General features: G+C 66.4%; 17 protein-coding genes. 8 read left to right on the top strand and 9 right to left on the bottom strand.

What is annotated here, in order from left to right; translation table 11 throughout:
- The first annotated feature begins 7 nt into the window (after window positions 1–7).
- Window positions 8–3,583 (top strand): ABC transporter permease/M1 family aminopeptidase, encoded by a 3,576-nt coding sequence (locus tag BM252_RS22465; RefSeq protein ID WP_093389913.1) that lies wholly within the window; start codon window positions 8–10, stop codon window positions 3,581–3,583.
- On the opposite strand, the gene BM252_RS22460 is transcribed toward BM252_RS22465, so the two are convergent.
- Window positions 3,580–4,236 carry an SGNH/GDSL hydrolase family protein gene (locus tag BM252_RS22460; RefSeq protein WP_281249378.1) on the bottom strand — a complete coding sequence of 219 codons (657 nt, stop codon included), beginning with the start codon at window positions 4,234–4,236 and terminating at the stop codon, window positions 3,580–3,582. The two genes, BM252_RS22465 and BM252_RS22460, sit on opposite strands and share 4 nt — an antisense overlap.
- A gap of 36 nt (window positions 4,237–4,272) precedes the next feature.
- Here BM252_RS22460 and BM252_RS22455 point away from each other — a divergent pair, with 36 nt between their 5' ends.
- Window positions 4,273–5,370, top strand: a complete 1,098-nt coding sequence (locus BM252_RS22455) for an NADP-dependent oxidoreductase (protein ID WP_245774389.1) — start codon at window positions 4,273–4,275, stop codon at window positions 5,368–5,370.
- A gap of 114 nt (window positions 5,371–5,484) precedes the next feature.
- The gene (locus tag BM252_RS22450; protein ID WP_093389910.1) at window positions 5,485–5,673 is read left to right on the top strand and encodes a hypothetical protein; all 189 of its coding nucleotides are present in this window, start codon (window positions 5,485–5,487) and stop codon (window positions 5,671–5,673) included.
- A 137-nt stretch (window positions 5,674–5,810) separates the two neighbouring features.
- Here the strand turns inward: BM252_RS22450 and BM252_RS22445 are convergent, their stop codons facing one another.
- From BM252_RS22445 to BM252_RS22425, 5 genes are all read right to left on the bottom strand, one after another.
- Window positions 5,811–6,101, bottom strand: coding sequence for a YciI family protein (locus BM252_RS22445; protein ID WP_093389909.1), 291 nt, complete (start codon window positions 6,099–6,101; stop codon window positions 5,811–5,813).
- A gap of 100 nt (window positions 6,102–6,201) precedes the next feature.
- On the bottom strand, window positions 6,202–8,895 hold the full coding sequence (locus tag BM252_RS22440; RefSeq protein ID WP_093389908.1) for a DNA topoisomerase III: 2,694 nt from the start codon (window positions 8,893–8,895) through the stop codon (window positions 6,202–6,204).
- Window positions 8,896–9,117: 222 nt separating this feature from the next.
- A complete protein-coding gene (locus BM252_RS22435; protein WP_093389907.1) occupies window positions 9,118–9,582 on the bottom strand; it encodes a Smg family protein in 465 nt (154 codons plus the stop codon).
- A 120-nt stretch (window positions 9,583–9,702) separates the two neighbouring features.
- Window positions 9,703–10,815: a DNA-processing protein DprA gene (gene dprA, locus BM252_RS22430; protein WP_245774388.1), complete on the bottom strand. Its 1,113-nt coding sequence runs from the start codon at window positions 10,813–10,815 to the stop codon at window positions 9,703–9,705.
- 8 nt (window positions 10,816–10,823) lie between these two features.
- Window positions 10,824–11,915, bottom strand: coding sequence for a LysM peptidoglycan-binding domain-containing protein (locus BM252_RS22425; protein WP_093389905.1), 1,092 nt, complete (start codon window positions 11,913–11,915; stop codon window positions 10,824–10,826).
- A 274-nt stretch (window positions 11,916–12,189) separates the two neighbouring features.
- Between BM252_RS22425 and def the strand changes: the two genes are divergently transcribed.
- The 5 genes from def to BM252_RS22400 all read left to right on the top strand — a co-directional run bounded on the left by def (window position 12,190) and on the right by BM252_RS22400 (window position 16,229).
- Window positions 12,190–12,732, top strand: coding sequence for a peptide deformylase (gene def / locus BM252_RS22420; RefSeq protein ID WP_093389904.1), 543 nt, complete (start codon window positions 12,190–12,192; stop codon window positions 12,730–12,732).
- Window positions 12,733–12,816: 84 nt separating this feature from the next.
- The gene (gene fmt, locus BM252_RS22415) at window positions 12,817–13,773 is read left to right on the top strand and encodes a methionyl-tRNA formyltransferase (protein ID WP_093389903.1); all 957 of its coding nucleotides are present in this window, start codon (window positions 12,817–12,819) and stop codon (window positions 13,771–13,773) included.
- Window positions 13,774–13,840: 67 nt separating this feature from the next.
- Window positions 13,841–14,743: a LysR family transcriptional regulator gene (locus BM252_RS22410; RefSeq protein ID WP_093389902.1), complete on the top strand. Its 903-nt coding sequence runs from the start codon at window positions 13,841–13,843 to the stop codon at window positions 14,741–14,743.
- 171 nt (window positions 14,744–14,914) lie between these two features.
- On the top strand, window positions 14,915–15,739 hold the full coding sequence (locus tag BM252_RS22405; RefSeq protein WP_093389901.1) for a class I SAM-dependent methyltransferase: 825 nt from the start codon (window positions 14,915–14,917) through the stop codon (window positions 15,737–15,739).
- 76 nt (window positions 15,740–15,815) lie between these two features.
- Complete coding sequence (locus BM252_RS22400) at window positions 15,816–16,229, top strand: GNAT family N-acetyltransferase (RefSeq protein ID WP_093389900.1); 414 nt, start codon at window positions 15,816–15,818, stop codon at window positions 16,227–16,229.
- On the opposite strand, the gene BM252_RS22395 is transcribed toward BM252_RS22400, so the two are convergent.
- From BM252_RS22395 to BM252_RS22385, 3 genes are all read right to left on the bottom strand, one after another.
- Window positions 16,135–16,536, bottom strand: a complete 402-nt coding sequence (locus BM252_RS22395) for a tautomerase family protein (protein WP_093389899.1) — start codon at window positions 16,534–16,536, stop codon at window positions 16,135–16,137. The genes BM252_RS22400 and BM252_RS22395 overlap by 95 nt on opposite strands.
- A 4-nt stretch (window positions 16,537–16,540) precedes the next feature.
- Window positions 16,541–17,161: a cysteine hydrolase family protein gene (locus tag BM252_RS22390; protein WP_093389898.1), complete on the bottom strand. Its 621-nt coding sequence runs from the start codon at window positions 17,159–17,161 to the stop codon at window positions 16,541–16,543.
- 284 nt (window positions 17,162–17,445) lie between these two features.
- Window positions 17,446–18,201 (bottom strand): class II aldolase/adducin family protein, encoded by a 756-nt coding sequence (locus BM252_RS22385; RefSeq protein WP_093389897.1) that lies wholly within the window; start codon window positions 18,199–18,201, stop codon window positions 17,446–17,448.
- Window positions 18,202–18,322: the final 121 nt, after the last annotated feature.

Genomic DNA, 18,322 nt, shown 5'->3' with positions numbered 1-18,322 from the left:
CGGCGCCATGCTCGCGATCGCACTGTTCGAAGCCCGGCAGCGGCTCAAGCTGCTCTCGACCTGGGTCTACTTCGCCATGTTCCTGGCGCTGGCGATGCTGTGGATGGCCGCCGCCGGCGGCGTCTTCAAGGGCGCCAGCGTGACCTTCGGCGGCCGCGTGCTGCTCGACGCGCCGCGCTCGCTGATGCTCACCGTCAGCTTCCTCGGCTCGCTCGGCGTGATCGTCATCGCCGCCATGATGGGCCGCTCGGTGCAGCAGGACTTCGAGTACGACATGCACCACTTCTTCTTCAGCGCGCCGATCCGCAAGCGCCAGTACATCTTCGGCCGCTTCCTCGGCGCCTACGCCACCCTGGCGGTGATCTTCACCAGCCTGCCGCTGGGCGCCTGGCTGGGCACCTACGTGCCCGGCATCGACCCCGAGCGCATCGGCCACGGCAGCGCGCTGGGCTACCTGATCCCCTACCTGTGCACCGTCCTGCCCAACATCTTCATCTTCGGCGCGGTGTTCTTCATCGTCGCCGCGCTGAGTCGGCGCATGCTGCCGGTCTACGTCAGCAGCGTGGTGATGCTGGTCGGCTACCTGGTCGCGCCCGGCCTGGCGCGCGACCTCGACTACAAGACCCTGGCCGCCCTGATCGACCCCTTCGGCACCACCGCCGTGATCCGCCTGACCGAATACTGGCCCATCGCCGAGCGCAACACCCGCCTGCTGCTGCCCGAGGGCGTCTACCTGCTGAACCGGCTGATCTGGACCGCCCTCGCCCTGCTCGGCCTGGTGCTGGGCTACTGGCGCTTCCACTTCGTCGCCAGCATCGACGGCGGCGGTAGTCGCGGCGAGGGCGAGGCGCCGCTGCGCCTGGCCGCCGTCTCGGCCAACACCCGCGAGGAGCCCGACTTCCAGCGCCGCAGCCTGGGCCTGCTGCTGTTGCAGAACAGCTGGCTGAACCTGCGCGAGACCGCCAAGAACGTCTACTTCCTGGTGCTGGTGCTGGCCGGCGTGCTGCTGATGCTGGCCAGCGGCATCGACATGGGTTCGATGTTCGGCACCAACACCTACCCGGTCACCTACAAGGTGCTGGAGGCGTTGTCCGACACCTTCGCCCTGTTCATGCTGATCATCACCACCTTTTACGCCGGCGAGCTGGTCTGGCGCGAGCGCGAGGGCCGCGTCGCCCAGATGCTCGACGCCCTGCCAGTGCCGAGCTGGCTGCCGCTGCTGTCCAAGCTGCTCGCCCTGGTCGCCCTGCAGGCCCTGCTGCTGCTGCTGGTGATGCTGTGCGGCATGGGCATCCAGATCGCCCACGGCTATTTCCTGCTCGAACCCGGCCTCTACCTGCAGACCCTGTTCCTGATCCAACTGCCCAACTACGCGCTGGTGGCGGTGCTGGCGATCGCGCTGCAGGTGCTGCTCAACCACAAGTACCTGGCCCACTTCGCGATGATCCTGTACTACCTGGCGACGCTGACGCTGGGCGCGCTGGGCCTGGGCCATCCCATGCTGTTGTACGCCGCCTCGACGCCGCTGGTCTACTCGGCCATGAACGGCTACGGCGCCGAGCTGGCGCGCGAGCGCTGGTTCGAGCTGTACTGGGGCGGCGCGGCCCTGCTGCTGATCGTCACGGCGCTGCTGTTCTGGGTGCGCGGCACCAACAACGAATGGCGCCAGCGCCTGCAACTGGCGCGCCACGCGCTGACCCGCCCGGTGCTGACCGCCCTGGGCCTGGGCGCCGCGCTGATGCTGGGCGCCGGCGCCGTGTTGTTCTACGACATGGAAGTGGCCGGCAACTACAAGTCGGCCTACCGCAAGGACGCCGAGCGCGCCGACTACGAGCGCCAGTACAAGAAATACGCCGGCCTGGCGCAGCCGCGCATCGTCGACGTCAAGCTCAACGTGGAGATCATGCCGGAACGGCGCAGCTTGCTGGTGAAGGGCACGTATCTGCTGCAAAACAAGGGCAGCACGCCGATCACCGACATCCTGTTGCAACAGGACAGCAACTCGACCATCCGCGCGCTGCGCTTCGGCCAACAGGTGCGCGCCGGCCTGAAGGACGCGCGGCTGGGCTTCTACAGCTACAAGCTGAGCACGCCGCTGGCGCCCGGCGCCCAACTGCCGCTGGAGTTCGAGATCGGCTACGCGCCGAACGGCATCCTCGGCCTCGGCCGCGACACGCCGGTGCTGGCCAACGGCAGCTTCTTCAACAACAGCGTGCTGCCGCACATCGGCTACCAGCAACAGCTCGAGCTGAGCGACGCGCGCGACCGCAAGAAGCACCAGCTGCCCAAGCGCGAGCGCATGCTGCCGCGCGACGCCGCCGCCGGCCTGGCCGACAACTACCTGGGCAGCGACGCCGACTGGATCGGCTTCGACGCCGTCGTCAGCACCAGCGCCGACCAGATCGCCATCGCCCCCGGCATGCTCGAGAGCGACTGGATCAGCCAGGGCCGCCACTACTACCACTACAAGATGGACAAGCCCATCCTCAACTTCTACTCCTTCCAGTCGGCGCGCTACCAGGTGCGCCACGACTGGTGGCAGGACGTCGGCATCGAGATCTACTACCAGCCCGGCCACGAATACAATCTGGACCGCATGGTCAAGGGCATCAAGGAGGGACTGGACTACAACAGCAAGAACTTCGGCCCCTACCAGCACCGGGTGCTGCGGGTGGTCGAGTTCCCCCGCTACGCCAACTTCGCCCAGGCGTATCCGAACACCATTCCGTTCTCCGAGGGCGTCGGCTTCATCGCCAAGGTCAACGACAAGAATCCGAAGGACGTCGACTACCCCTTCTACGTCACGGCCCACGAGGTGGCGCACCAGTGGTGGGGCCACCAGCTGGTCGGCGCCAACACGCGCGGCGCCACCGTGCTGAGCGAGACGCTGGCCGAATATTCGGCGCTGATGGTGATGAAGAAGAACTACGGCCCGGACAAGATGCGCCGCTTCCTGCGCTACGACCTGGAGAAATACCTGGTGGGCCGGGCCGTCGAGCGCGACAAGGAGTTGCCGCTGGCCGACAACGAGAACCAGGACTACATCCACTACCGCAAGGGCAGCCTGGCCATGTACCAGTTGCAGGACCTGGTCGGCGAGAGCAAGGTCAACGCGGCGCTGCGCCAGGTGCTGGCCGCCCACGCCAACCAGGGCGCGCCCTACCCGAGCGTGACGGCGCTGCTCGAGGCGCTGCGCAAGGTCACCCCGCCGGCGCAGGCCTACCTGATCGACGACCTGTTCAACGCCATCGTGCTGTACGAAAACCGCGCCGTCTCGGCCAGCGCCGTCAAGCTGGGCGACGGCCGCTACGAGGTCAGCTTCGCCGTGCAGGCCGGCAAGGTCAAGGCGGGCGAACTGGGCGAGGAGACCGAGATGCCGCTGCACGACTGGATCGACATCGGCGTCGACGACAAGGACGGCAACAACCTGCTGCGCGTGCGCAAGTTCATCGAGCGCAAGGACAACAACTTCAGCGTGATCGTCGGCGGCCGGCCGGCCAAGGCCGGCATCGACCCGGACAACAAGCTGATCGACCGCAAGCCGGACGACAACATGGTGGCGGTGGAGATCGCCGCGCCCTAACCCTCGGCTTGGGCCTGGGGCAGGTCGAGGATCTGCGCCACCGGCCGGTGTATGCCGACGGCGAACTGGCGGTGCTGCGGCGCGTCGAGATGGACGCCATCGACCTCGCTCGCTTGGATGAGCTCGGCGGCGTCGAGGAAGAAGCAGCCGCGCTCGTCGGCAACGCGCCGGTAGCAGCGCGAGAATTGCGCCGACTTCTCCGCCGCGCCACGGAATTTTTCCTCCATCGCGCCGCAGGGACGACCGATGCGCGGCGGCGCGACCAGCAGCACCTTCGGCGCCGCCTCCATCGGCTCGGACCGGCAGCCCTGGACGATGTCGACCAGCACGCCGGCGCCCAGCGAGGACTCGTAGGCGCCCACCCCGTACATGCTCTGCAAATCGTTGGTGCCCAGGAACAGGACGACCAAGTCGATCGGCGCGTGCGAGTGCAATATCGGCAGCAGCAGATCGCGACCGTTGCGCTGGGGGCGGAACGGGTCGTCCCACGCCGTGGTGCGGCCGTTCAGGCATTCCTCGACCACCCGGACGCCGGCGCCAAGCAGGCTCTGCAGCACGCCGGTCCAGCGTTGTTCATACGGGTGCCGCTGCCTGGTCCCCGGCACGATCCCCCAGGACATGGAATCGCCATAACAAAGTACATGTTTGCTCATTGTCGTCATCTAGCCCTCAACAAAATATCGTGCGGAATGCAAGTCGCTTTACGCGACGCGAAGAGCATCGTACCATCGTCCCATTCCCCCATTGTCCCCACCGCCGCCATGACCACGCTGAGCCAACAACAATGGATTTACCGCCAACAACCGCTGGCCCAGATCACCACGGAACACTATGAATTGGTCGAGCGGCAACTCGACACCGGCCTCGGCGCGGACGAGGTGCTGCTGGCGGCGCGCTACTTCAGCGTCGACCCGTACATGCGCATCGGCCAGTCGGGCAAGCCCACCTACGACGCCGAGCCGCATCCGCTGAACACCGTGCAACAGGGCGGCGTGGTCGGCCAGGTGCTGGCCAGCAACGCCGCCGGCTACGCCGAGGGCGACTGGGTCTACAGCTACAGCGGCTGGCAAACGCACGCCAAGGTGCACGCCAGCGGACTCAAACTGCTCGACCCGGCGCAGGCGCCCGTCACCACCGCGCTGGGCGTGCTGGGCATGCCCGGCCGCACCGCCTGGTTCGGCCTGACCGAATCGGGCCGGCCGCATGCCGGCGAGGTGGTGGTGGTGTCCGGCGCGGCCGGCGCCGTCGGCTCGCTGGTGCTGCAGTTCGCCAAGCGCCACGGCGCCAGGGTGCTGGGCATCGCCGGCGGCCGGGCCAAGTGCGACTGGCTGCGCGACACCCTGGGCGCCGACTGGGCCATCGACTACAAGGTCCACGACAGCGCCGACTCGCTGGGCGCGGCGATCCGCGCCGCGACCGGCGGCGTCGACGTGTATTTCGACAACGTCGGCGGCATGGTGACGGACGCCGTCATTCCGCTCATCAACCGACGTGCCCGCATCGTCATCTGCGGCCAGATCAGCCAGTACAGCGGCGGCCTCGACACGCCGGAACTGGGGCCGCGCCTGCTGCACCACATGCTGTACCAGCGCGCCACCATCCAGGGCATGCTGGCGCGCGACTACGTCCACCGCATGGACGAGATGGTGCGCATCGTCGCGCCCTGGGTGCGGGCCGGCCAGATCGTCTTCGAGGAGACCGTCGTCGACGGCTTCGCGCAACTGCCGGCCGCGCTCAACTCGCTGTTCACCGGCGAGCATCGCGGCAAGCTGCTGGTAAAGGCCTGAGCGCGCGACGCCTGCCGCCGTGTCGCCATATCGACTATCCCACGTCGATTCGATCAAGCGCCGAACTGCGCGCTATACTAAAGTCGAACAGTAGAATCGATCAGGAGAAGGAACATGTCAGCAGCAAAACAAGAGGTCATCAGCTTGCTTCAAACCCTGCCTGATGATTGCTCCCTGGAAGACATCCAGTACCACCTCTACATCATCACCAAGATCAAGAAAAGCGAAGCACGCGCGCTGACTGAAGGCACTCTTTCTCAGGAAGAAGTCGAACGGCGTCTGAGCAAATGGCTAGAAAAATAGTCTGGTCGAAGGATGCTCTAGACGACCTCGAAAAATCGCAGATTTCATCGCTCAAGGTCTAACCGGCGCTGGCGGGTGGTCGAATCGAGCTCCGCCAAGCCGCGCCAAGGGGCTCCGGCTCCGGTTCCGGCGCCCGCTCAGCCGCGCGGCAACTCGCGAATCTCGACCGTGCCGCCGCCGTCCAGGGTGGGATTTCCTACCAACAGCTTTTTCGCGTCCTCGATACTCTCCGCCTGGACCAGCAGGTAGCCGGACAAATGCGCGCTGATCGGCTTGGGCGAGCCGCCCGCCGCCACGCAAACGCCCTGGCCGATTTCGCTGCCGCCGGAGAAGCGACCGCTCGCCCTCAGCATCGTCAAATACGCCTCCCACGCGGCGGCCGTTTCCTCCTTCGCATCGTCGTGCATGAAGATGATGTAGTCGTTCATTCATTCCTCCCGGAAGTATCAAGGCCGGCAACCGGCCAGCGCCAGCGTAGCACTTTTCCGGCGGCCATAAAAAACCGGGACGCTAGGTCCCGGTTCTGTTTTACTCCGCCGCCGCCGCCGCCTTCTTGGCCGGGGCTTTCTTGGCTGGCGCCTTCTTCACCGCCGCCTTTTTGACCGTGGTCTTGGCGGGTGCTTTGGCGGCGGCTTTTTTAGCCGGCGCCTTGGCCGCTGTCTTCTTGGCCGGTGCCGCTTCCGCCGCGCCTTCCGCGCCGTCGTCGGCTATCGCCGCCGCCTTGCCCTTGGCGGGCGCTTTGGCCTTGCGCTCCTCGAACTCGAAGCTGATCTTGCCGTCCTTGCCGCGCACCAGGAAGGCCTTGAACGGCCGCCGCGTGCGCTGCGAGACGAAGCCCGGCATCAAGTCGGTCTTGCCGTCGTTGAGCAGCTTGACCATTTGTTCCGGCAGGATCTCCTGTTGCAGGATGATGCGGCCGCTGCGGAAGTCGCAAGTCTTCGGTTTCGCCACGCTGTGTTCGCACACATAGGCCAGGCCCATCTCGTAGACGCCGGCGGCGCACTTCGGACAAGGTCCCAGCGCGGTCTGGCCGGTGAAGTCGACACCCTCGCCGTCCTCGTTGTCGTCGTTCTGGCCGAAGTCGAACTCCAGCTTGAAGTTGCTGATGTCCTCGTCGCGCACGATGCGCAGGATGGCGGCGAACGGCCGGCCCATCTTCGAGCGGAAGCCCTGCAGCGGTCCGATGGTGCGCTTGGTCAACAACTCCTCGACCTCGGCGATCTCGAACTGGCGGCTGCCCGGCGTCTTGCTCATCGAGAAGTCGCACTTGGTGCAGGCGAAGCGGCGGTAGTTCTCTTTGACCACGCTGCCGCAGTTCGGGCACGGCGTGGTCATCGTGTGGTAGTCGCCGGGGATGGTGTCGTTGTCGTATTCCTTGGCGCGCTTGACGATGATCTGCGTCATCTGGGCGATCTCGCGCATGAATTCCTCGCGCGAAATCTTGCCCTTCTCCATCTGCGACAGCTTGTATTCCCACTCGCCGGTCAGTTCCGGCGCGGTCAGCTCGTTGACGCCGAGGCCGCGCAGCAGCGTCATCAGCTGCGACGCCTTGGCGGTCGGGATCAACTCGCGGCCCTCGCGGATCAGGTAGCGTTCGGTCAGCAGGCCCTCGATGGTGGCGGCGCGCGTCGCTGGCGTGCCCAGGCCCTTGCCGGCCATGGCGTCGCGCAGCTCGTCGTCGTCGATCAGCTTGCCGGCGCCTTCCATGGCCGACAGCAAGGTCGCCTCGGTGTAGCGGGCGGGCGGCTTGGTCACCAGGCCGTTGGCGTTGACCGCTTCGGTCTGCACCTTCTCGCCCTTGGCCACCGGCACCAGGTTGCCGCCGGCGTTGTCCTGCTTGTCCTCGTCGGTCGAGGCTTCCTTACCGTAGATCGCCAGCCAACCGGGGTTGGTCATGACCTTGCCCTCGGTCTTGAACTGGTGGCCGGTCACCTCGGTGTAGCGGGTGGTGACCTGGAACTCGGCCGGCGGGAAGAACACCGCCATGAAGCGGCGGGTGACCAGGTCGTACAGCTTCTGTTCCGGCTCGGACAGGTTCTTCGGCGCGATCGTGGTCGGGATGATGGCGAAGTGATCCGAGATCTTGGTGTTGTCGAAGATGCGCTTGTTCGGCTTGACCCAGCCCTTGTCGAGGATCTGCTTGGCGAACTGGTGGTAGTTGTTGTTCTCCATCACCATGCCGAGCGCTTCCTTGACGGTCGGGATGTAATCCTCCGGCAGGTGGCGCGAGTCGGTACGCGGGTAGGTCAGCACCTTGTGTTTTTCGTACAGCGCCTGGGCCAGGCCCAGCGTGTTCTTGGCCGAGAAGCCGAAGCGCGAGTTGGCCTCGCGCTGCAGGCTGGTCAGGTCGAACAGGCCCGGCGCCATCGAGGTGGTCGGTTTGGATTCCTCGGTGACGTTGCCCTGGCGGCCACGGCAGGCGGTGGCGATCGAGTCGGCGGCGGCCTTGCTCCACAGGCGCTCGGCCTTCTTCTCCGGATCGGTCTCGTCCTTCTTGAACTTGGTGTCGAGCCAGCGGCCCTCGTAGATGCCGGCGGCGCAGACGAACTCGGCGCGCACTTCCCAGAAGTCGCGCGAGACGAACTTCTTGATCTTCTCCTCGCGCTCGACGACGATCGACAGGGTCGGCGTCTGCACCCGGCCGACGGTGGTCAGGTAGAAGCCGCCCTCCTTCGAGTTGAAGGCGGTCATGGCGCGGGTGCCGTTGATGCCGATCAGCCAGTCGGCCTCGGAGCGGCAGCGGGCGGCGTCGGCCAGCGGCATCATCTCCTCGTCGGTGCGCAGCTGGGTGAAGCCCTCGCGGATCGCGCCGGGCGTCATCGACTGCAGCCACAGGCGCTTGACCGGTTGCTTGGCCTTGGCGTTTTGCGCGATCAGGCGGAAGATCAACTCCCCCTCGCGCCCGGCATCGCAGGCGTTGATCAGGGTGGTGACGTCCTTGCGCTTGATCAGCTTGTTCAAGACTTTAAGGCGGGCCTCGGTCTTGGCGATCGGGTTCAGCGCGAAATACGGCGGGATCATCGGCAGATGGGCGAAACTCCACTTGCCGCGTTTGACGTCGTGCTCTTCCGGCACGGCGATCTCCAGCAGGTGGCCGACGGCGGAGGACAGCACGTACTCGTCGGATTCAAAGTACTCATCGTGCTTGGTGAAGCCGCCAAGCGTCTTCGCGATATCGTTCGCGACAGATGGCTTCTCGGCGATGATGAGGGTTTTGGTCATGTTTTACGTTCTCGTGGTTACTCTATGGGGGTGGTTCAGCATGCGCATCATACATGCATCGCGGGCGGCGTTGATTATTTGCACTCCCGGGACAAGGACACATTCTTGTCAAAGCGCCAATGATAAGCGGGTTGCCGGGAAATCTGCAAGCGAACTGCGCGGCGGCGCCGGCGGCGCCTGCGGGCACCGGGCGGCGCGGCCGGCGCCGGGTGGACAGTGGCGCTAATGCAGCAGGCGCGGCGCCTGCTCCTCGTCCGAGCCGAACAGGTCGTCGAACATCAGCGCGTCCGGCTCCTTGCCCTGGCTCCACAGCAGCATCAGCACGATCACCTTCAGCTTGCCCAGGGTGACGGGCGCTTCGTCGAGCGCCAGGGCCCGCTCGATGACGATCTCGCGTTGCAGCGGCGACAACACCTTGGCGCTCTCGAGGAACTGGATGAAGCCGATCGCCGCCGTGCCGAGCACGTCCTGCTCTTCCTCGACGTAGTAGCGGGTGCCGGTGGAGGCCGCCGTCAGCGTCTGTTCGACGCCGGCCATGGCGGTCAGGTCGGTCAGCCAGACCAGCGCCTCGGAGATCTCCACATCGTCAAAACCGACGGCCGACAGTTTCTTGGCCAATGCGGCCGGTTCCGGGCAGGCATCGGGACGGTAATACGTCTCGTAGAGATAAACTAGGATGTCGAACATGGCTCTACTCTATCAGTTAAAAGCGCGCCGGCACAAGCCCGTAAAACTGCGGGGTGAGGCGGAAAACATGCATTCCGCTCAAGCTTGTCGAATTTCAATACGGCCGGCACTTTTTGTGCCTCAGCCCGGCACCCGCTGGTAGATGCCGCCCGGCAAGCGTTCGAGCAGTCCGGCCAGCTCCAGCGCCAGCAGCTGGCCGTGCAGCTCGGCCGCGCCGACGCCGAGGCGGCCGGCCAGCACGTCGGCCGTGGCCGGGTCGTAGCCGATGGCCTCGAGCAGCGCGTCGACGAAGCGCGCGTCCGGCGCCGGCGCCACGGCGCCGCCCAGCTGGCCGAGGATGTCGTCGGCCGACTCGACCAGGGTGGCGCCGTCGCGCAGCAGGGCGTGGCAGCCCTTGCTCAGCGCCGAGTGGATCGAGCCCGGGATGGCGTACACCTCGCGCCCCAGGTCCAGCGCCAGCCTGGCGGTGATCAGCGAGCCGGAGCCGGCCGCCGCCTCGACCACCAGCACGCCGCGCGCCAGGGCGCTGATCAGGCGGTTGCGTTTGGGAAAGTTCTCCGGCCGCGGCGTGGTGCCCAGCGGATACTCGCTGAGCAGGCAGCCCTGCTCGGCGATCTGCCGCGCCAGCGCGGCGTTGCGCGCCGGATAGATGCGGTCGGCGCCGGTGCCGACCACCGCGACGGTCGAGCCGGCGCCGCTTAGGCCGCCCCGGTGGGCCGCCGCGTCGATGCCCAGCGCCAGCCCGGAGACGACAGCCAGGCCGGCGTGCGACAGCGCCTCGGCGAAGCGCTCGGCGTTGCGCAGCCCCTGGGCGCTGGCGTTGCGGCTGCCGACCACGGCCAGCGCCGGGCCGGCCAGCAGCGCCGGCCGGCCCACCACGTACAGCAGCAGGGGCGGATCGGCCAGTTGGCGCAGGCCGGCGGGATAGGCCGGGTCATCCAGCGCCAGCAGGTGGCGGTTCGGCGTTGCCAGCCAGGCGTCGATGGCCTCGCAGTGCGCGTCGAACGCCGCGTCCGGCTGCAACGCGCGAGCCAGCGCCCCGGCCTGCGCCGGCCGCAGCAACTCGCGCAGGCGCTCCGCCGGCGCGCGCAACACCGCGCCGGGCGTGCCGAACTGCTCGAGCAGGCGCCGGGCCGTCAGCAGGCCGATGCCCGGCACGCGCTCCAGCCGTATCCAGTCGCGCTGGACGTCCGACAGGGGCTGGCTAGCGATGGTGGGTGCCGTGTCTGCCACGGTGGCGCCTACTCCGGTGATTGCGCGACGTCGCCCACTTCGACCGGCTCGGTCACCTGCATGATCAGGCCGTAAGAGATATGCTTGAACACGCGGAAAATGAACAAGCTGCCAACTTCCTCGTCCGGCAGCTTGACCTGCGGCTTGCCCATGCCGTGCCAGCCCTTGCTGGCGCCCGGATCGACTACCGTCTTCCCCGCATGGTACAGCTGCAGCACGGCGCCGATGTCGAGCCCGTCAAGCTTTCCGCGATTGATGCTGACCACCTGGTTCTGCCCGGCGTGGGTGACGCCGCCGTACACCGCCACCACCCGCGCCGTCACCTTCTGCTCGGGCGGATGCGGCACGTAGTTGCGCATCGGCGTGGGCGGCGCCGCCATCAGCTGGTCGCCCACGCCCATCTCCTCCTTGGCGCTGGCGACGACGAAGGTGTGCACCTCGCTGCCCGGGCGCGCCTCCTGGCGCAGCTTGAGCGTGCCCAGATAGAAGGCCTCGGTGCCGATCACCGCCTGGCTGACCGGATCCTTCAGCGGCTTGCCCGGACGGAACACCTGGAACGAGGTGCCGCCCTTCAGGTCGCCGCGCACATAGGCCTTGTCGTCCTTGCCGAGGAACACGTGGCCCTCCTGCGTGGCGACGACGCGCGGCGCGGCGGCCAGTTCGTCGCCCTCGACGATCAGCGGCTGGGTCAGGAAGGGTTCGATGACGCCGGACGGAATCGACTGCACCGCGTCCTGCCCCAGCCCCTCCGTGCGCACCCGCGGCGACAGGCGCAGCGCGGCCGGCTCGCCGGCGCCGCCGAGCCGGCGGCCCAGCCGCAGCTGGCCGCTGGCGCGGTCCAGGTAGACCACCTGGCCCGGATAGATCCAGTGCGGGTCGCGGATCTGCTCGCGGTTCATGCCCCACACCTGGGGCCAGCACCAGGGCCGGTCGAGAAACTTGCCGGCGATGCCCCACAGCGTGTCGCCCGCCAGCACCGTGTGCTGGTCCGGCGCGTCGGCCCGGAAGGTGCACTCCAGCGCCTGCGCCGCGCCGCCCGTCAGCGTGCAAAACAAGGCCGCAAACCCTAGGCGGGCGCCGACTGTGCTAAAATTTTTCATTAATATGTCCGTTAGGTGCCGCACGACGGAAGGCCGAACGCCCGACGGCTGGGCCAAAACGCCCCGCCCGCCACAGAGCAAGAGACAGCATGAACACGCTACCCTATCGACTTCTTGGATGATAAGGCTTGCCGAACTGAATCAAATTCTGCCCATAAAACCCTGAACTAGCAAGCGAAACGCGCTGCGGCACACGGCGCGGCGCCCGCATTGTGCACAGGGACGGCAGCGCGCACCGCTCCACCCCATTCCTATTCATTACCAGCAAATACGTATGTCGATACTCAATATTCTCCGCTACCCCGATCCGCGCCTGCACAAGATCGCCAAACCCGTCGCCGCCTTCGATGCGCGCCTGGAAAAACTCGTCGCCGACATGGCCGAGACCATGTACGACGCCCCCGGCGTCGGCCTGGCCGCCTCGCAGGTCGACGTGCACGAACAACTGGTCATCATCGACGTGTCCGAGACCAAGGACGCGCTGGTCGCCTACATCAACCCCGAAATCATTTGGGCCAGCGACGAGATGGAGGTCTATGATGAGGGATGCCTGTCGGTGCCCGGCGTCTACGACGGCGTCGAACGCCACTCCCGCGTCAAGGTGCGCGCCTTCGACGTCAAGGGCCAGCCCTTCGAAGTCGAAGCCGACGGCCTGCTGGCCGTCTGCATCCAGCACGAGATGGACCACCTGGTGGGCAAGGTGTTCGTCGAGTACCTGTCGCCGCTCAAGCGCAACCGCATCAAGACCAAGATGCTGAAGGAAGAGCGCGGCCTGGAACGCGAAGCGATGCTGCGCGCCCAGGGCCGCCGCTTCTGAGCGGTAGCTGATTCGAACGGCCGCGCCAGCGGCCGGCCCACGCGCGCGGCCGGCGCCGGCGCAGTGCAACACAAAGGAAACACCATGAAAGTCATCTTCGCCGGCACGCCGGAATTTGCCGCCGTCGCCCTGCGCTCCCTGCACGAGGCCGGCTTCGAGATCCCGCTGGTGCTGACCCAGCCCGACCGCCCCGCCGGCCGCGGCCTGCACCTGCAGCCGTCCGCCGTCAAGCAGTTCGCGCTGAGCCAGGGCATCGAGGTGCTGCAGCCGCTGTCGCTGCGCATGGACAGCAAGGACCCGCAGCGCGCCGCCGAGGCCAAGGCCGCCCACGAGCGCCTGCTGGCCACCGACTACGACGTGATGGTGGTGGCCGCCTACGGCCTGATCCTGCCGCGCGCCACCCTGGACATCAAGCCCTGCCTGAACATCCACGGCTCGCTGCTGCCGCGCTGGCGCGGCGCCGCGCCTATCCACCGCGCCATCGAGGCCGGCGACGACGAGACCGGCGTCACCATCATGCAGATGGAGGAAGGCCTGGACACCGGCCCGATGCTGCTGATGGAGCGTGTGGCCATCGGCCCGCACGACAACACCGGCATGCTGCACGACAGCCTGGCCGCGCTGGGCGCCAAGATGATCGTCCAGGCGCTGCGCAAGATGGAGCAGGGCACGCTGGAGGCCGTGCCCCAGCCCGAGGCCGGCGTCACCTACGCCGCCAAGATCAGCAAGGAGGAGGCGGCGCTCGACTTCAACCTGCCGGCGCTCGAGGTCGGCTTGAAAATCCGCGCCTTCAACCCCTTCCCCGGCGCCCACGCGCTGGTCAACGGCGTGGTGGTCAAGATCTGGGCGGCCGAGGCGATCGAGGCCGACAGCAGCTTCGAGCCCGGCCAGGTGCTGGCCGCCGACGCCCAGCTCGGCATCGTGGTCGCCTGCGGCGCCGGCTCGCTGCGCCTGACCGAACTGCAAAAGCCGGGCGGCAAGCGCCTGCCGGCCGCCGAGTTCATCAAGGGCTTCCCGCTCGAGGGGCTGCGCTTTGCCTGAGGCGGGGCGCGCCCGCCGCGCCCTCGCCTGCCATCCACCGCGTCGCCCGCTTCGCTGAGCGGCGCCGATGGATCAACTGGCCGCGATGCGCGCGCTGCGGCGCGTGGTGGAACTCGGTAGCTTCACCGCCGCCGCCGACGCGCTCGGCATCTCGCACACCATCGTCTCGCGCCAGGTCCGCCAGCTGGAGCAACAGCTCGGCGCGCAACTACTCAACCGCACCACCCGCCGCCTGGTGCTGACCGGCGCCGGCAAGGACTACTACGAGGCCAGCCGGCAGATCCTCGACGCCATCGACGACGCCGACCGCGCCGTCGGCCAGCACCAGGCGCGCCCCACCGGCAGCCTGCGCATCAACGCGCCGATGGCCTTCGGCACGCTGGAGCTGGCCAACTGGCTGCCGCAATTCATCGCCCGCTATCCCGAGCTGAACATCGACCTGGTCTGCAACGACCGCATCGTCGACCTGATCGAGGAAGGCTTCGACGTCGCCCTGCGGCTCACCCGCGACCTGCCCGACTCGACCCTGGTGGCCAAGCGTTTGGCCAGCAGCCAGGTGATGCTGGTGGCCTCGCCGGCCTACCTGCGCGAGCACGGCGCGCCGGCCGTGCCGAGCGATCTGCTGCGCCACAACTGCCTGACCTACACGCTGGCCGAGCGGCCCAACGAGTGGAGCTTCACGTCCGCCGACGGCGCCCGCGAGACGGTGGCGGTGAAGGGCAATCTGCGCGCCAACACCGGCATCGCCCTGCGCACGGCTGCGCTGGCCGGCACCGGCATCGCCACCACGGCCTCGTTCATCGTCCACGAGGACGTGCGGCGCGGCGAGCTGGTGCGCGTGCTGTGCGACTACACGATACGGCCGCGCGAGCTGTACGTGCTGTATCCGCAGAACCGCCACCTGTCGCCGAAGGTGCGAGCGTTCGTCGACTTCGCCAGCGCGCTGTATCAGCAGCGCGATTGGGACTGAGCGGGCTAAGGCGGGCTCCCGGCGCAGTTGGCAGCACCGGCGGCGCGAGGCCTGCCGCGTGTTGCCCACATATGAGAAAATGGCATGCATCTATGTGGGCCGAACTCGAGCCTTCCGTCCAGCTGAGCACTCATTAGGGATCAGCGACGTTTACTTTGAAAGCATTACTACATGAATTACGGCGGAATCGAGCTTACTGGCGACAAACATGACGTTGAGTTCCTGAAGAAGAACGCCGACTGCATCCGTAGTCGTGCCCTTCACTTACCGCATCTTGACCAGCCTATCAGTCTAATTAACTATGTCCGCATCGCAAACGACATCGAGTCAAGGTTGCGTTCCGTGACGGCGAAGAATGCGGCTGGGAAGCACCTGAACCCACGCGTCCTAGATTGGGGCTGTGGTTACGGCCAAATGACATGGTTGCTTAAGAGACGGAGCTTTAACATTACCTCCTTCGACATCGGTCATGACGACGCAGTACTACCAGACATACCCCTTTGCCATACTCTTCAAGTCACTCGGACCACTCATCCAACGCAGTTGCCTTTTCAAGAAGAAACATTTGAGGCTGTTTTGAGTTGTGGCGTGCTCGAACATGTTGATGAGTGTAGCGGTGAGGTTGGCAACGAGCGGAAATCGTTAACGGAGATTGCTCGGGTGCTTACGCCGAACGGTAGGTTTCTTATCTATCAACTCCCCCAGAAAGCAGCTTGGCAGGAGGCGGTTGTAAGGCGGCTTAAGCTCGGCTACTCTCATCCACGTCGTTATTCGGCCGCGGAAATCGAGCTCCTCTTGACTGAGGCGGGATTCCGTATGGTTCACCTTAGACGAGCAAATTTGATACCAAAGAATTTGACTGGCATGCCAAATGCGATACGCAAAATTTACAGCGTATTTGGCCCGGCTTTGGTGTTGCTTGATGGTTTCCTCTGCAGAATTCCACTGCTAAACCGCATAGCCGGTGTACTAGAAATAGAGGCGGTAAAAGCTTAGACGTGCCGTCCTGAAAGCCACGCACGATGGACATGATGAAGCGGCGCCGCACTGACGCCGTCGCACGAAAGCCAACTTGATACGCCCTGCCACCACCTCGGACGCCGCCGCATTGGCGACCATCGAACACGCCAGCTTCGCGGGCGACCGCGTCAGCCGGCGCAGCTGGCGCCACCTACTGGGAAGCGCGAGCGCGCTGACGCTGCTCGACGAACAGGACGGCGCGCTGCGCGGCTACATCATGCTGCTGTTCCGCGCCGGGCTGTCGGTGGCGCGGGTGTACACCATCGCCACCCACCCGGACTTCCTCGGCCAGGGCGTGGCGGCGGCGCTGCTGCTGCGGGCCGAACAAGCCGCGCTGGCGCACAGACGACAAGCTAACCCGTGCAACGGTTTCAGCCCAGCGTTTTCCTCACCGCGCGATACTGCTGCGTCAAGCCGCCGTAGCCCCAGGCGGCGGCGCGGGCGTCGTGGATGTGGATGTAGCTGACCTCGTGCAAATCGCCCAGCTCCTCGGCCATCGCGGCGAACACCGCCGCGATATAGGCCGCCTTCTGGCTGGCGGTGTTGGTCTCGTCGGTAACCAGGATGTTGAGGAGGAAGGTGGTCTTCTCCAACTGCGCCAGCGCGGTGGCGCCGATGAACCAGTGCGCCGGCGCGACGTGGCTGATCGCCACCGAGGTCAGCGTCTCGTCCTTCAGCAACAACTGCTTGGTCAGCCGCGTCAGCGTGGCGGCGATGCGGGTCGATTGCGCCACGTCGAGCGCGCTGGACAGGGTTACATTCAGGATGGGCATGATGTCAGGCCTTCACGGTGAGGTCGAGGATGGCGGCGGTCGGCATGATGTCGGCGAAGTTGTCCGACAGCGCCGTCAGCGTGACGTTGTGCAGCTCGCGATGGCTGGTCACGCCGCCGTTCCAGCTGTCGATGTCGCGCGTGGCGCAGGCGTCGGCGGCGACGATCACGTTGTAGCTGTTGGCGCCGAACTGGCGCGCGTCGCGCGCGGCGGTGGAGACGCACATGTGCGTCATCAGCCCGGCGATGATCAGGGTTTTGATGCCGCGCGCCTGCAACTGCGCGTGCAGGTCGGTGCTGGCGAAGCTGCTGGTGGTGCTCTTGTGCAGCACGTGGTGATGCGGTGCCGGCGTCAACTCGGTGTGGATCTCGGCCAGCGCGCCGCCGGCGGCGAACAGCGCGGCGCCGGCCGGGTTGATGTGCTGGATGTGGAACACCGGCATGCCGTGGCGGTCGGCCAGCGCGGCCAGGCGGGCGGCCTGGCGCAACGCCGGCAGGCCGTCGGGAATCGGCAGGCGGCCGCTGTAGTACTCGTTTTGGAAGTCGATCAGCACCAGCGCGGTGCTGGCGGCGTCCAGGCTGGTGGCGGCGCGCAGGCCGGCGATGCTGCGGATGGTGCGGGACATGGCGGATTCCTTTTTTGATGGGTGAGTGCAGCCATCTTATGGGTCCGCCCGCCGCCGCACCAGCCATCGGCGAGCACATTACTTGTGCTAAATTCGCACAAGTAACAGAAGCAGAAGCGTGATTGTCGATTTGGTCGCCATAATCTCTGCGTTCAAAGCAGAGGGGCTTGATGCCGCTTACTTAAGGCGCCGGCGGCTCCAAAACCACCCTAAGGCAAAGAGCCAGGGTCAGACCCTAGGGTCTGACCCTAGATTTTGGCCGCAGGGGTTTCTTGGCGCCGCTCTCAGCTCTTGTAGCCGGGGTCCAGGCGCTCCAGCTTGCGCACCAGCGCCGGCCAGACGAAGGCGCCGCCCAGGCCGCCGGTCTGCACCCGCATCGCCTCGGCCACGCCCTGCACGATCTGCGGCGCCACCATGGTCAACGGGCCGCCGGCCTGCGCCGCCAGCTGGATCTGGCAGGTGCTCTCGAAGGTGTACATGGCGAGGAAGGCGTCGGCCACCGTTTTGCCGACCACCAGCAGGCCGTGGTTGCGCAGCACGAGGAAGTTGGCGCGGCCCAGGTCGGCCTGCAGGCGCGGCTTCTCCTCGTCGCGGAAGGCGACGCCCTCGTAGCCGTGGTAGGCCAGCGAGGCCAGCACAAAGGTCGACTGCTGCGAGATCGGCAGCACGCCGCCCTGCTGCGCGCTGAGCGCCACGCCGGCGCGGGTGTGGGTGTGGATGACGCAGCCGGCGTCGTCGCGCACCTCGTGCACGGCGCTGTGGATGACGAAGCCGGCCGGGTTGACCGGAAACGGCGAGTCGAGCAGCTTGTTGCACCGCTGGTCGACCTTGACCAGCGACGAGGCGGTGATCTCCTCGAACATCAAACCGTAGGGGTTGATCAGGAAGTGGTGCTCGGGGCCGGGGATGCGCGCGCTGATGTGGGTGAACACCAGATCGCTCCAGCCGTAGGCGGCGGCCAGCCGGTAGCAGGCGGCCAGCTCGACGCGCAACTGCCATTCTTCATCGCTGACCAGGTGTCGGACCGAGGGGATTTCCATGTGTTTGTCTCCGTATGGGGTGGGTGGTGGCGCCGCCGGGTTTGTACCAAGCTTGCTGCGGCCTTGCGCTGGATCAGGCCGGGGCCGATGCGCAGAGCCACCACCTTACTCCGGGCTTATA

The organism is Rugamonas rubra (assembly GCF_900114705.1).
Taxonomy (GTDB): Bacteria; Pseudomonadota; Gammaproteobacteria; order Burkholderiales; family Burkholderiaceae_D; genus Rugamonas; species Rugamonas rubra.
Note: the sequence above shows the minus strand (reverse complement) of the source record. Positions and strands in the feature narration are given on the sequence as shown.

Bases quoted from the DNA above. Each gene is read 5' to 3' on its own strand.
- BM252_RS22425 (WP_093389905.1), bottom strand. From the start codon at position 11,915: ATGAAAAATTTTAGCACAGTCGGCGCCCGCCTAGGGTTTGCGGCCTTG.
- BM252_RS22395 (WP_093389899.1), bottom strand. From the start codon at position 16,536: ATGCCCATCCTGAATGTAACCCTGTCCAGCGCGCTCGACGTGGCGCAA.
- BM252_RS22455 (WP_245774389.1), top strand. From the start codon at position 4,273: ATGCAAGTCGCTTTACGCGACGCGAAGAGCATCGTACCATCGTCCCAT.
- BM252_RS22465 (WP_093389913.1), top strand. From the start codon at position 8: ATGCTCGCGATCGCACTGTTCGAAGCCCGGCAGCGGCTCAAGCTGCTC.
- BM252_RS22410 (WP_093389902.1), top strand. From the start codon at position 13,841: ATGGATCAACTGGCCGCGATGCGCGCGCTGCGGCGCGTGGTGGAACTC.
- BM252_RS22460 (WP_281249378.1), bottom strand. From the start codon at position 4,236: ATGAGCAAACATGTACTTTGTTATGGCGATTCCATGTCCTGGGGGATC.
- BM252_RS22450 (WP_093389910.1), top strand. From the start codon at position 5,485: ATGTCAGCAGCAAAACAAGAGGTCATCAGCTTGCTTCAAACCCTGCCT.
- BM252_RS22385 (WP_093389897.1), bottom strand. From the start codon at position 18,201: ATGGAAATCCCCTCGGTCCGACACCTGGTCAGCGATGAAGAATGGCAG.
- BM252_RS22440 (WP_093389908.1), bottom strand. From the start codon at position 8,895: ATGACCAAAACCCTCATCATCGCCGAGAAGCCATCTGTCGCGAACGAT.
- fmt (WP_093389903.1), top strand. From the start codon at position 12,817: ATGAAAGTCATCTTCGCCGGCACGCCGGAATTTGCCGCCGTCGCCCTG.
- BM252_RS22405 (WP_093389901.1), top strand. From the start codon at position 14,915: ATGAATTACGGCGGAATCGAGCTTACTGGCGACAAACATGACGTTGAG.
- def (WP_093389904.1), top strand. From the start codon at position 12,190: ATGTCGATACTCAATATTCTCCGCTACCCCGATCCGCGCCTGCACAAG.
- BM252_RS22435 (WP_093389907.1), bottom strand. From the start codon at position 9,582: ATGTTCGACATCCTAGTTTATCTCTACGAGACGTATTACCGTCCCGAT.
- BM252_RS22445 (WP_093389909.1), bottom strand. From the start codon at position 6,101: ATGAACGACTACATCATCTTCATGCACGACGATGCGAAGGAGGAAACG.
- BM252_RS22390 (WP_093389898.1), bottom strand. From the start codon at position 17,161: ATGTCCCGCACCATCCGCAGCATCGCCGGCCTGCGCGCCGCCACCAGC.